Here is a 13,134-nt window from a genome sequence, read left to right on the forward strand (position 1 = left end):
TCTGAATGAAGCACCCTCCCCTGCGGGCAACCGCGTTCAAGCGGACCGCCGTCCTCACGGCGGCCGCGGTCACCGCCGCCCTCCTCGCCGCCCCCGGCACCGCCACCGCGCAGGCCGACGGCGTCGACTGCACCGCCCTCGGCGAGAGCCCGTCCGCCGCCACCACCGAGCCCGCGCTCGAGATCGCGGTGGCCTGCGGCGTCGAAGTGCTCATCGAGGCGGTGACCACCGAGTACGACACCTACTCCGCAACCCCTGAAGGCCGGATCCACAAGGTCTCGACCGCCGCGTCGGCCGAGATGCTCCAAGAGCAGGGCACCGCCGACCCGACGCTCACCGAGGCCGACGGCTCACTCGTCCAGACGGCCTCGCCGTGGGACCTCGCCCTCGGCACCGGCGGCGACGCACCGCTGGTCAGCACCCCCGCAGCCGACCTGTTCTGGGCCGGGAGCACCCCGGCGCCGGCGTACTCGGGGACGGAGGTCGTCTACGACGGGCTCGCCCCGGGCCTCGATCTCACCCTCGACGCCCGCGTCTCGGCACTGGGTCTCCGCTTCGACGTCGCCGACGAGGCCGCCTGGAACGCCCTCGCCTCCGGCCTCGACCTGGAGTACTGGGCTACCAGCGGCGGACGCCTCCAGAACACCCTCTACCTCTCCTATCCGCCGGACCGCCCCGACCGCGCGCACACCATGGAGCAGACCACCCCGTTCTACCTGCGCGACAGCGCGGGGATGCGCCAGGACTTCGGCCTCGCCACCGGTTCGGACGGCATGCTGGCGCTGACCCCGGACGGCGGTGCGCTCGGCGACGCCGTGTTCCCGCTGACCGTGACCGCGCAGTGGACCTACCAGCGGTTCGGCGTCAACGAGTGGGCCTCGGTCACCTCCGCCGAGCCGGACCTCACCCTCTTCCGCGGCGACGGAGGGCTCGACGAGCCCTACTTCGTCGCGGCCGGACAGGACGCGGACGCGATCGTCGGCACCTACTGCGACGCGGCGGCCGACCCCGAGTGCGCCGCGCCCGCGCAGGCTGCGAGCTACTGGGACTTCGCGGGCGGCATCCTCGGCGACATCCTCCCGTCCTCCGCGCCCGGCGGCTCCGCCCTCTCGGTGGCCGAAGCCGAGTTCCGAGTCGACGCGGCCGAAGGCGCCGAGTGCGTCGCGCCCGATCTCGAGGCCACCAGGGCCTACGGTCCGCACCTCTCCTGGACCGACCGGCCCGTGCCGACCGGCGCCAGGCCCGCGATCGCGGGCGCCTGCGTCGACGGCACGGCCGTGTACGACCTCTCCTCCTGGAGCGTCGCCGGGGCCTTCGTCGGCCCCACTTACGGCATGACCGAGAGCGACGAGCTCGCGCGGTTCGACGGCGACTCCGCCCGCCTCGACGTCCTCTTGGACATCGAGGCGGCCACCTTCTCGAGCAGGTCGTGCCGCACGGCGCCGGCCTACCCGCAGCTGAGCACCGGAACCGTTTCCTACGGCGGCTTCACCGCCGACCTCTGGCGGCCCGACCTGGTCGATCAGGGCATCACCTGGACCGCGACGGTCCGCAACGCCGCCACCGGCGCGGTCGTCACCACCACCGCCCCTGCCGAAGTCGCCGACGGCACCGCGCCCGCGTCGAGCTTCGACGTCGAAGACGGCTACTACTCGGTCCGGCACCAGTTCAAGTACCCCAGCGGTGCACTGAAGTCCTCCACGACCTGCTACTTCGTCGTGGACGACGAGATCCCCGAGTTCGTCGACATCGAGGTCCCGCCCGGCCCGCACTTCGTCGGCGACATCGTCCCCGTACAGGTCACCGTCGCCGACGCCGGTTTCCCCAACGGCGTCAGCAAGCTGACCATCCACTGCCTCGGCGACGACGACTGCGAACCCGAGACGACCGTGCTCGTCGACGACACCACCTTCACCCTGAACCTGGAGATCAAGCGGGCCGGCACCACTCCGTGGATGCTTCAGATGTTCGACCAGCGGAGCCTCTCGACGTTCAGCGAGGAGTTCAGCATCACCGCCTCCGACAACCGCGCGGACTACAACGCCGACGGCCACCAGGACCTCCTCGCCGTCCGCAAGTCCGACGGGAACCTGATGTTCTACGCCGGCAACGGCGACGGGACGTTCGCAGACGGCGTCTCGCGCGGCGCCGGCTGGGGCGGCATGGACATCGTCATGGCCGACGACCTCACCGGCGACGGGCTCCCCGACCTCCTCGCCAGGGACGCCAGGACCGGGAACCTCTACACCTATCCCGGGAACGGCGACGGCGGCCTGAGCTCGCGCGTCCTGGTCGGCGGGGGCTGGAACGCGATGAGTCTCTTCGCCTCCGGAGGAGACCACGACGGCGACGGGAAGGGCGACCTGCACGCGGTCGGCGACGCCGACGGGAAGCTCTACTTCTATCCCGGTGACGGCGACGGCACCTTCGGGCCCCGCGAGGCCGTCGGCCAGGGCTGGGACGAGATCGACACCATGTCGGGCTTCGCCGACTTCGGCTACGACGGCCGCCCCGACCTGCTGGTTCGCAACCAGTTCGACCACCGGTACTACGTGTACTCCGGTGCGGGCGACGGATCGTTCAGCGGATCGTGGCCGATCTCCGGCGACGACGAAGTGGACCTGGCCAGCGACCACTACGACCAGATCACCGCCGCCGGCGACTTCGACGAGGACGGCAACGAGGACATCGTCTCGATCGACGCCACCACCGGAGAACTGGTCATGCACTCGTTCAAACACGGCGGCACTCCGCTCTACGCGGACCGCACCGTCGAGACCGGATGGGGCGGAGTCCGTTTGCCGGGCGTCGTCGACGACCGGGCCTACGACTTCAACTCGGACGGAGATTCGGACCTCCTCGCCCGCAGCGGCGCCGAAGAAGGAGGACTGATCTACCAGTTCGAAGGGAACGGCACCGGCGGATTCAGCCAGGTCCGCCAGACCGGCTGGGGCTGGGACTCGATGAACCTGATCGAGACCGCAGGCGATTTCAACGACGACGGGCAGGCCGACCTTCTCGCACGGAACAAGTCGACGGGGGCCCTGCTGCTCTACCCCGGCGACGGACAGGGGTACTACTACAAGCCGATCACGATCGGCGGTGGTTGGAACGCCATGAGCGCCATCGTGTCCGGGCAGGACTACAACGACGACGGGAAGGTCGACCTCCTGGCCCGCGAGTCGGCCACGGGGAACCTGTGGCTGTACCCGGGGACCGGGACGGGCTCGCACGGGACGCGGGTGCTGATCGGGACGGGTTGGAACTCGATGTCGCTGATCACGGCGGTCGGGGATCTCGACCATGACGGGATCGGCGACGTCATCGCTCGCAAGAACAGCGACAACTGCCTGTACTTCTATGCCGGCAAGCCCGCTGGCGGGGTGAAGAACGGGGTTCAGATCGGGTGCGGTTGGAACGTGATGAACACGATCGCGGCCGTGGGTGACTTCAATGGCGACGGCCATGTCGACTGGGTCGCGAGGCACACCAACGGCAGCCTCTACCTGTACAAGGGCAACGGCGCCGGCACCTACACCGGCTCCGTCGTCATCGGCACCGGCTGGGGCGGGATGGACATCATCGCCTGACCGCCGCGATCGACCCGGCAGTCCACTTCGGTCGGACGCGCGCCTGCATCGGCGCGCGTCCGACCGCATGCAACCGCTTCCCCTGCGGAGGCGTGTACTCGGCACCGGTCCCACCGGTGCTCACACCCCCCATGCACCACTCAAACTGAACAAGGAGACCCATGACCCCCCAACCCCACCAGGTCCGGCGAATAGCCGTACGCCTGATCGCCGCGGCAGCGGCAGGGTTCGTCGTCGTGCCGGCCTTCGCGGCCCCCGCGTCGGCCGCGGTCCCCGGCATCGCCGGAGACCCCGTCGTGAACCTGAGCCTGAGCCCCTCCGTCACCGCGGGCGCGAGCGTCCCCGGCTCGATCACCGTCGACTACACCCCCGCCGAGGGCGCTGAGGGCGAGACGCACGTCGTCGCGGCCGAGTTCGCGGTCACCGGCAGCGCCGGGGTCGTCGAGCTGACGTCGGCCCAGGCCGAATGCGACGCCGCCACCGCCTACCAGGTGACGTGCACCGACGCCGCCGCCGACGCGAACACCGCGTTCGCCTTCGACCTCGCCGCGGTCGCCAGCGCCGACGACGAGGCCTTCGGGTACACGCTCGCGGTCACGATCGACGGGATCGAGGTCGCGTCGAAGTCCGGCACGGTCGGCGTGGAGTCGGCCTACGACGTCCACAACCCGTACGCCCACGGCGACGTCACGGTCACCGACATCCCCGGCAGCACCACCGGGAACTACTCCGTCAAGTTCAACCCGGTCGTCTACCAGGACTTCGACCTGGCGCCCACCGCCGCGGCCGCGGTCGTGACGTTCACGAACCCCGCGCCCGAGAACGGCATCGACCCGACGGACCTCGCCTGGATCTTCGACCGCTCCGACAACTGCCGGACCACGTACGGCGAAGGCACCTCCAGGACCGGCATGGTCTGCGTCATCGCCGACCTCCCGGATGTGAAGGGCCAGTTCCTGACCTTCACGAAGGACGTCGACTACCTGTTCGACTCGCGGCTGGTCGGGCCGCTCGACGTGTGCAGCTGCGAGTACCGCATCGAGACGATCGACGCGGCCGCGCTCGCCGAGGACTACGCCTGGGTGCCGGCCACCGGCTCGATGATCGGCCTGACCCCGACGGCCGCGGGCTGGGAGGGCGCAGAGGAGTCGATCGCCTACTACTCCGGCGACATCACCCTCACCACCGCGGACAACACGTACGACCTCGAGGTCGACGAGGTCACCGTCGACGGCATGGTCGGTGACACCGTCACGGTCAGCACCGAGGTGGAGAACACCGGCTGGGCCGCGGCCACCGACCTGAACCCGGAGGGCGACGGGTACCTGGTCCGCGGGCAGCTGCCCGAGGGCACCGAGCTGGTCCGGGTCGACAGCGACGGCGAGCAGTCGTGGGACTGCCACGACGCCGGCGAGCTCGACGAGGTCTACGAGGCGACGCCGGGCACGCTGCTGGAGCGCTTCGACTTCGCCTGCACCGTCCCCGACGTCTGGATCACCGGCACCGAGGAGCTCACGTTCACCGTGAAGCTCACCGACACCAGCGCCGTGGACGGCGCGATCGAGATCGGCGCCCTCTACAACGACGGCGAGTACGAGGCGGACCCCTCCAGCGACTTCGCGGTCATCTCCACCGATATCACCGAGGCCCGCTACGACTACAACCAGGACGACTACGAGGACCTGCTCGTGGTCCGCAAGTCCGACGGGGCGCTGCGCCTGTACAAGGGCACCGGCGACGGGGTGTACGCCTCCCCGGTCACCGTCGGCACCGGCTGGGGCGGTACCGACATCGTCATGGCCGGCGACATCACCGGGGACGGGATCCCCGACGTCGTCGCCCGCAACAACGCCTCCGGGGTCCTCTACACCTACCCGGGCAACGGCAGCGGCGGCTTCGGCGCGCGGATCACGGTCGGCTCCGGGTGGGGCGGCATGGGCCAGATCGCCGTGGGCAACTTCGACGGCGACGGCGAACCGGACCTCCTCGCGACGGCGTACGCGGATGGGGACATGTACTTCTACCCGGGCCTGGGCAACGGCAAGTTCGGTTCCCGCGTCCTGTGGGGCGAGTGGTGGGACGGGATGGACGTCATCAGCTCGGTCGGCGACGCCGACGGCGACGGGTACGACGAGTACCTGAGCCGCTGGAACTACAACGGCTACTACTACCTGTACACGTCGGCGGGCGAGGTGATCGAGCTCGACCAGTCGCTGTTCGACCAGGACGAGACGCGCCGCTTCGACCAGGTCGTCGGCGTCGGGGACCTGAGCCGGGACGGCTGGCCCGACCTCGTCAAGGTCGACCTGCGGACCGGTGAGCTGGTGCGGCACACGGTGTACCCGGACGACCCGGACTACCTGTGGAGCACCGTCATCGGGTCCTCCGGCTGGGGCGCCATGCGCCTCCCGGTGATCCAGCTCGACCGCACGTACGACTACGACTACGACGGCTTCAGCGACCTCTTCGCGCAGCACAAGTCCACGAAGGACCTGTTCCTGTACGAGGGGCTCGGGAACCGCATCGGCGCCCGCTGGACGATCTGCGGCGGCTGCGACGGCATCACGCTGGTCTCGGCGGGCGGCGACTACACCTCCGACGGCCGCATCGACCTGATGTACCGCGCGTACACGGGCGCGCTGTACATCGTGCCCGGACTCGACAACGGCGAGGCCGGGTTCGACTCCGAGATCCACGTCGGCAACGGCTGGAACGCGATGGACGTCCTCTCCGGCGGCCACGACTTCACCGGGGACGGCAAGGACGACCTGGTCGCCCGCGAGAAGTCGACCGGGTACCTGTGGATGTACCCGGGCAAGGGGAACGGCACGTTCGGGTCTCGCTCGAAGATCGGTTCGAGCTGGAACGCGATGCGCGACGTCTCGGCGGTCGGCGACCTCGACCACGACGGGCACGCCGACGTGATGTCGATCCTGTCCTCGACCGGCTGCCTGTACTTCTACGGCGGCAAGGGGAACGGGACGCTGAAGGCGGGCGTCCAGATCAGCTGCGGCTGGGGCGGGTTCGACCAGATCACCGGGGTCGGGGACTACAACCGCGACGGCCACGTGGACTGGCTCGCCCGCCGGAAGTCCGACGGGGCGCTGTTCCTCTACCCGGGCAACGGGAAGCTGGGCGCGGGCGCCCGGATCCAGATCGGCTCCGGCTGGGGCTCGATGATCCTCGCCTAGCGGCGACGGGCACGGCAGAGGGGGAGTCCCGCTTCAGCGGGGCTCCCCCTTCTTCGTCTGGTGCGCTAAGCGGACTCGCGGATGACGATCCTGGTGCCGAGGATGGTGACGAGGGGGCCGGCCTCCTCGCCGCGGATGCGGCCGCAGAGGAGGCGGGCCATCTCGCGGCCCATGGTCTCGGTGGGCTGGTGGACGGTGGTGAGGGGCGGGTCGGCGACCTCGGCGAGGGGGGAGTCGTCGAAGCCGACGAGGGCGAGGTCGTCGGGGACGCGGATGCCGCGTTCGCGGGCGACGCGGAGGGTCGCGATGGCGAGGGGGTCGGAGTTGGCGAAGACCGCGTCGAGGCGGCCGGCGGTGTCGAAGAGGTGGCGGGCGGCCTTGATGCCGCTGGCCTCGTCGAAGCCCTCGGCGACAGAGACGAGGCCCTCCTCGACGGGGAGGCGGTGGCCGCGGAGGCCGTCGCGGTAGCCGTTGAGGCGGTCGACGCCGACGGCCATGTCCTGGGGGCCGGCGATGATGCCGATGCGCTGGTGGCCGCGTTCGGCGAGGAACTCGACGGCCTGGCGGGCGCCGGAGCGGTTGTCGCAGTCGACGTAGGCGACGGGCCGGAAGCCGACGGGGGTGCCGCAGAGGACGATGGGGATGCCCGCCTCCTCTAGGCGCTCGGGGAGGGGGTCGCCGGAGTGGCTGGAGACCATCATGACGCCGTCGACGTGCTGGCCCATGAGGTAGGACTCGAGGTCGGTGCGGTTGCCGTCGCGGGGGGCGAAGGTGAGCATGAGCCGCATGTTCTCCTCGGCGAGCTGCTCGGTGATCCCGCGCAGCACCCCCGCGAAGAACGGCTCGGACCACAGCCACTCCTGGGACTCGGTGACCACGAGGGCGACGGTGTCGGTCCGCTGGGTCACGAGGGTCCTGGCCGCCTGGTTGGGGACGTACCCCAGCTCCTTGATCGCGGCCAGGACCGCCGCTCGCGTGTCCTCGGCGACCTTCGGGGAGCCGTTGATGACGCGGGAGACCGTGCCCCGGCCGACGCCGGCGTGGCGCGCGACCGTGTCGAGCGTGGGCCGGCCGCCGCTGCGCCTGCGGCCGGTGCGCTCGGCAGGCTGTGGTTCGCCTGGCGCCTCAAGTCGGGTCTCGGTCATCGTGCATCACCTCGGGCTCTGTCGCGTGGAACTATTCTGCCTCACGGTTCGAACGCGCGCGTCGCACCAGGTCGCCGTACCAGCGTCCGGAGTCCTTGACGGTGCGCTCGCCGGTCTCGAAGTCGACGTACACGAGGCCGAACCGCTTGGTGTAGCCCCACGCCCACTCGAAGTTGTCGGCGAGCGACCAGGCGAAGTATCCGACGAGGGGGACACCGGCGTCGATGGCGTCGGCGCAGGCGGCGAGGTGCCGCTGGACGTAGTCGAGCCGCTCGGGGTCGTGCACGCGGCCCTCGTCGAGCTTGTCGGGGAACGCGGCGCCGTTCTCGGTGACGGCGAGCCCGACCTCGGGGTAGGAGCCGTGGAGGCGGGTGAGGACCTCGGTGAGCCCGGCGGGCTCGATCTCCCAGCCCATGTCGGTGACGGGGAGCCCGGCGGGGACGAAGCCGATGTGCTCGTTCGCGGGCCACGCGGAGCCGGCGCCGGTGGGGGCGGCGGAGGCCGAGGCGGAGCCGCCGTTGCCGGTCACGGTGAAGCGGCTGTAGTAGTTGACGGACAGGACGTCGACGGGCGCGTGGATGGTCTCCAGGTCGCCGTCGAGGACGAACTCGAAGTCGGTGACGGCCTTGAAGTCCTCGACGACGTCCTCGGGGTAGGCCCCGCGGAGCGCCGCGTCGGTGAACCAGCGGTTCTGCACGCCGTCGACGCGGCGGGCCGCGTCGAGGTCGCCGGGGGCGTCGCTGGCGGCGTGGATCGGGTAGAAGTTGATGCCGATGCTGACGACGGCCTCGGGGTCGGCGCCCTTGATCGCGCGCGCGGCCAGGCCGTGGCCGAGCATGAGGTGGTGGGCCGCGGCGATGGACGCCGAGGGCTCGCGGCGCCCGGGGGCGTGCTCGCCGGAGGCGTAGCCGAGGAACGCGGCGCACCACGGCTCGTTGACGGTGATCCAGTGCTTGACGCGGTCGCCGAGGGCGGTGTGCGCGATGAGGGCGAAGTCGGCGAAGCGCAGCGCGGTGTCGCGCACCGGCCAGCCGCCCTTGTCCTCCAGGGCCTGCGGGAGGTCCCAGTGGTAGAGGGTGATCCAGGGGGTGATGCCCTCGGCGAGCAGGGCGTCGACGAGGTCGGAGTAGTAGCGGAGCCCGGCGGCGTTGACCCGCCCGTCCCCGTCGGGGCAGATCCGGGGCCACGACAGGGAGAACCGGTAGCTGCTCAGGCCGAGGGACTTGATGGTGGCGACGTCGCCCGGGATGTCGCGGTAGGAGTCGATCGCGGTGTCGCCGTTGGAGCCGTCGACGACCCGGCCCGGCTCGTTCACGAACGAGTCCCAGATGGACTTCCCGCGCCCGTCGGCGTCGGTGCCCCCCTCCACCTGGTAGGACGAGGTCGCCGCACCCCATGTGAACTGTGATGGGAACCGGGCGGCCAGGTCGGCCGCCCCTTCGAATTCGTTGCTCATTACTTGCCGGAACCTTCCATGATGCCGTGGACGATCTGCCGCCCGAAGACGACGAACAGGATCGCGATGGGAATGATCGAGATCAAGGTGCCCGTGAAGATCATCGAGAGGTCCGCCGCCCAGGTGGCGGTGGAGATCTGACGGATCGCGAGCTGGATCGTGGGGTTCTGCTCGCTGAGGACCATGAACGGCCACAGGAACTCGTTCCAGTTGAGCATGAACGTGAGCAGGCCCAGGACGACCATGGCCGGGCGCAGCGCCGGGAGCACGATCCGCCACCAGATGCCGAACGTGGTCGCGCCGTCGATGCGGGCGGCCTCGATGATCTCGTCGGGGATGGACTGCTCGACGTACTGGCGCATCATGAAGATGCCGAAGCCGTTGATGAGGAAGGGCAGGATCACGGCCTGGAGGGTGTCGAGCCACTGGAGCTCGACCATCACCATGTACAGCGGCACCACGCCGAGCTGCTGGAGCGGGACCATCATGGAGAACAGGACCGTGCCCATGAGGAACTTCGACCCGCGGAACCGGAGCTTGGCGAACGCGAAGCCGCCGAGGGTCGACAGCAGCACCACCGAGAACGTGACGGTGCCGGTGATGATGAGGGAGTTCCGCAGGCCCAGGAGCAGGTTGGCCTCGTCGCTGGCGAGCGCCGTCTGGATGTGCTCGCCGAGGTTGCCGCCGGGCAGGAGCGCGGGCGGGAACCCGGAGGCGTCGGAGCTGACGCGGGAGGCGATGACGACCATCCAGTACAGCGGGAAGATCGACAGGAGCGCCACGAACGCGAGGCCGATCCGGGTCATCATCGTGGGGGCGAAGACCCCGTCGGACTCGACCGGGGCCTTGGCCTTCTTGCGCCGCGGGGGCTTCGGCCCGCGGGACTCCTCGGCGGCCGGTGCGGTGGGGCGCGGGGCGGTGGCGGTGCTCATTTGTTCCCCTGGATGCGGTTGACGACGAGGAAGTTGACGGCGGCGACGATCCCGATCACGGCGAACAGGAGCCAGCCGGCGGCGGCGGAGATGCCGTAGTTGCCGTGGGTGCGCAGGATGTCGACGAGGACCATCGCGGTGGTCTGGAACTGGCCGTCGGCGCCGCCGGTGAGCCGTCCGGAGCCGAACATCATGGGCTCGACGAACAGGGTCATGCCGCCGACGGAGGAGACGAAGACGGTGAAGATGAGGACCGGCTTGAGCTGCGGGATGGTGATCTGCCAGAACTGCTGGCGGGGCGAGGCGCCGTCGACGGTCGCGGCCTCGTAGAGGTTCTTGGGGATCGTCTGCATGGCGGCCAGGAAGATGAGCGAGTTGTAGCCCATCCAGCGCCAGTCGATCATCGAGGAGATCGCGAACCAGGAGGAGATCCGGCCGGTCTGCCAGTCGACGCCCTCGAGGCCGATGAGCTCCAGGAAGCCGTTGACCATGCCGTACTCGGCGCCCCAGATGCGGGCGAAGATGACGCCGACGGCGACGACCGAGGTGACGATGGGCGCGAGGATGAGCATGCGCCAGAGCATCGGGCGCTTGAGCCGCTTGTTCAGGGCGTTGGCGACCATGAGCGCCACGACGAGCTGCGGGACCGTGGCCATGATGAACATGCCGAGCGTGTTGACCACGGACCAGTTGAAGCGGTCGTACGTGGTGAGCAGGAACTCGTAGTTGTCGAGCCCCACGAACTCGCGGGTGGGGCTGCCGAGCTTCCAGGCGTGGAGCGAGGCGTAGAACGTGTACGCCATCGGGAAGACGCCGAAGACGGCGAAGAGGATGAAGTACGGCGACACCAGCGCGTACGGCGTGAACTTCACGTCCGCGCGGTTGAGCCGCTCGCGCAGGGTCAGGCGCGGTGCGGCGTTGCGGGTGGTCATGAGGGCCTTCCTTGGGACGGTCGCGGTGACGCCTGCCGCGCCGCCCGCCTGCGGGTCTCCGTGCGAACCGCTGTGCGGGGCCCGGCCGGGACCGCGGTGGAGCGGAGGCGGTTCGGGGAGCCGGCCCGCCGCGGGTTGGGGCGCGGCGGGCCGACACGGTGCCGCCCGGGGGTGCGGGCCGGTCCTGGGGGTCGCGGCGAGCGGATGCCGGGAACCGCTCGCCGCCGGCCCGTGCGGCGGCACGTGGCCCGGGGCGCCGGAGCGCCGCCGGGCCCGGGGCCCGGACCGGAGGGGGCAGGGTCCCTCCGGCCCGGGCCCACCGGGGGGTTACAGGCCCGAGCCGGCCAGCTCGACCGCTTCCTCAGCGGCCTTCTGGATCTCCTCGGCGGCCTGGTCCGGGGTGAAGGTGCCGTCGGCGACGCCGTTCAGGACGCCTTCGACCGCGCCCTTGACCGGCGGGTGGTAGTACGAGTACTCGAGCGGCTCGAAGGACTGGATCGAGGCGCCGATGATCTCGCCGATGGGCGCACCGGAGAAGTAGTCGCTGGTGTAGCCGGCGACCTTCGGGTCGGCCTGCGCGGTGGGCGAGGACGGGAAGTTGCCGACGGCCTCGAACACCTTGACCTGCTGCTCGGGGGCGGTCAGCCACGCGGCCAGCGCGGCGGCCTCCTCCGGGTGCGCGGACTGCGCGGGCACGGCGAGGAAGGAGCCGCCCCAGTTGCCGGCGACGCCGGGCGCGGGGGCCATGTCCCACTTGCCGGCGTTCTCCTCGCCGGAGGTCGGCTGGATCACGCCGCCGGCCATCCACGCGGGGCAGGGCATGACGGCGTAGCCGCCCTCGACCATGCCGGCGTTCCACTCCTCGCTCCAGGACGCGAAGTTGCCGATGGCGCCGATCTCCTGGAGCTCCAGGACGGTGGCGACGGACTCGGTCGCGGCGGCGGAGTCGAGGGTGAGGGCGCCCTCGTCGTCGACGTACATCTGGCCGTCGCCGGTGCCGGCGAGCTGGCTCAGCAGCATGTTCTGGAGCTGGGTCGGGCCGTCGAGGAAGGCGGCGTCGACGCCGGAGTCGACGAACGTCTGGGCGACGGTCTTGAAGCCGTCCCAGGTCGCCCACTGCGCGGCGAGCTCGGCGCGGTCGGTGGGCAGGCCCGCCTCGGCGAAGAGGTCGGAGCGGTAGCACATGGCCATGCCGCCGATGTCGGTGCCGAAGCCGACGAGCTTGTCGTCGGGGGTGTGGCCGAGGCCCCAGGTGTTGGCGGTGTAGTCGGCCTCGCGGTCGCTGTAGTCGGCGGTGAGGTCGTACCAGTGCTCGGAGTTGTTGAACAGCTGCGGCGAGGCCTGCTCGTCGATGCCGATCACGTCCCCGGCGCCGGAGCCGGTCTCGAGGGCGGTCTCCAGGTTGGGGCGGTACTCGGTGTCGAAGTTGACGCCGTCGCCTTCGATGACCACGTCGATGTCGGGGTTGGCGGCCTCGTACTCGGCCTCCAGGCCGGCCTGGGTGTAGCCGAAGTTGCCGAAGATCGAGACGGTGAGGACGATCTGTCCGTCGGCGTTGGTCCCGGCCTCTTCGGGGTCGTCGCCGCCGCTGCACGCGGCGGACGACAGTGCGAGGGCGCCGGCGGCCGCGGCGGCCAGGGCCACCTTGCCGTGCCTGCGGTTGAGGAGATGCATCTTTGCGGTTTCCTTCCAGGCGCCTCGGCGGCGCCGTGTTTTTTCTCAGAGGGGTTGGTGAGGGACTCGATTCCGTTGGTGCCCGGGGCGGTGCCGGTGCGGGCCGCCATGAGTGCGCGGCGGCCCGCGGACTGGAACCGCCGGGGCGATCGCCTTTGGGAGCGATACCAGGATCGTACGGGAGCGTGTTCCATGACGCAAGTCCGGGTGTGAG

General features: G+C 70.4%; 7 protein-coding genes. 2 read left to right on the forward strand and 5 right to left on the reverse strand.

The annotated features are described in order from the left end of the window. Positions 1-5: 5 nt before the first annotated feature. Together ABD419_RS11565 and ABD419_RS11570 are read left to right on the forward strand one after the other, a co-directional pair. Positions 6-3,590, forward strand: a complete 3,585-nt coding sequence (locus ABD419_RS11565; RefSeq protein ID WP_344486225.1) for an FG-GAP repeat domain-containing protein — start codon at positions 6-8, stop codon at positions 3,588-3,590. Positions 3,591-3,751: 161 nt separating this feature from the next. After that, complete coding sequence (locus tag ABD419_RS11570) at positions 3,752-6,781, forward strand: FG-GAP repeat domain-containing protein (protein ID WP_344486228.1); 3,030 nt, start codon at positions 3,752-3,754, stop codon at positions 6,779-6,781. Between the two features lie 65 nt (positions 6,782-6,846). Here ABD419_RS11570 and ABD419_RS11575 read toward each other — a convergent pair whose 3' ends face one another. The 5 genes from ABD419_RS11575 to ABD419_RS11595 form a co-directional block, all read right to left on the reverse strand. Then, a complete protein-coding gene (locus tag ABD419_RS11575) occupies positions 6,847-7,926 on the reverse strand; it encodes a LacI family DNA-binding transcriptional regulator (protein WP_344486231.1) in 1,080 nt (359 codons plus the stop codon). Positions 7,927-7,957: 31 nt separating this feature from the next. After that, a complete protein-coding gene (locus ABD419_RS11580) occupies positions 7,958-9,382 on the reverse strand; it encodes a GH1 family beta-glucosidase (protein WP_344486234.1) in 1,425 nt (474 codons plus the stop codon). After that, positions 9,382-10,314 (reverse strand): carbohydrate ABC transporter permease, encoded by a 933-nt coding sequence (locus ABD419_RS11585; protein WP_344486236.1) that lies wholly within the window; start codon positions 10,312-10,314, stop codon positions 9,382-9,384. The genes ABD419_RS11580 and ABD419_RS11585 overlap by 1 nt, the downstream gene beginning before the upstream one ends. After that, positions 10,311-11,246 carry a carbohydrate ABC transporter permease gene (locus tag ABD419_RS11590; RefSeq protein ID WP_344486239.1) on the reverse strand — a complete coding sequence of 312 codons (936 nt, stop codon included), beginning with the start codon at positions 11,244-11,246 and terminating at the stop codon, positions 10,311-10,313. The genes ABD419_RS11585 and ABD419_RS11590 overlap by 4 nt, the downstream gene beginning before the upstream one ends. Before the next feature lie 327 nt (positions 11,247-11,573). Continuing rightward, positions 11,574-12,920 (reverse strand): ABC transporter substrate-binding protein, encoded by a 1,347-nt coding sequence (locus ABD419_RS11595; protein WP_344486242.1) that lies wholly within the window; start codon positions 12,918-12,920, stop codon positions 11,574-11,576. Positions 12,921-13,134: the final 214 nt, after the last annotated feature.

Origin of the sequence: Glycomyces endophyticus (genome assembly GCF_039531525.1) — a bacterium.
GTDB lineage: Bacteria > Actinomycetota > Actinomycetes > Mycobacteriales > Micromonosporaceae > Glycomyces > Glycomyces endophyticus.

Bases quoted from the DNA above. Each gene is read 5' to 3' on its own strand.
- ABD419_RS11565 (WP_344486225.1), top strand. From the start codon at position 6: ATGAAGCACCCTCCCCTGCGGGCAACCGCGTTCAAGCGGACCGCCGTC.
- ABD419_RS11590 (WP_344486239.1), bottom strand. From the start codon at position 11,246: ATGACCACCCGCAACGCCGCACCGCGCCTGACCCTGCGCGAGCGGCTC.
- ABD419_RS11595 (WP_344486242.1), bottom strand. From the start codon at position 12,920: ATGCATCTCCTCAACCGCAGGCACGGCAAGGTGGCCCTGGCCGCCGCG.
- ABD419_RS11585 (WP_344486236.1), bottom strand. From the start codon at position 10,314: ATGAGCACCGCCACCGCCCCGCGCCCCACCGCACCGGCCGCCGAGGAG.
- ABD419_RS11575 (WP_344486231.1), bottom strand. From the start codon at position 7,926: ATGACCGAGACCCGACTTGAGGCGCCAGGCGAACCACAGCCTGCCGAG.
- ABD419_RS11580 (WP_344486234.1), bottom strand. From the start codon at position 9,382: ATGAGCAACGAATTCGAAGGGGCGGCCGACCTGGCCGCCCGGTTCCCA.
- ABD419_RS11570 (WP_344486228.1), top strand. From the start codon at position 3,752: ATGACCCCCCAACCCCACCAGGTCCGGCGAATAGCCGTACGCCTGATC.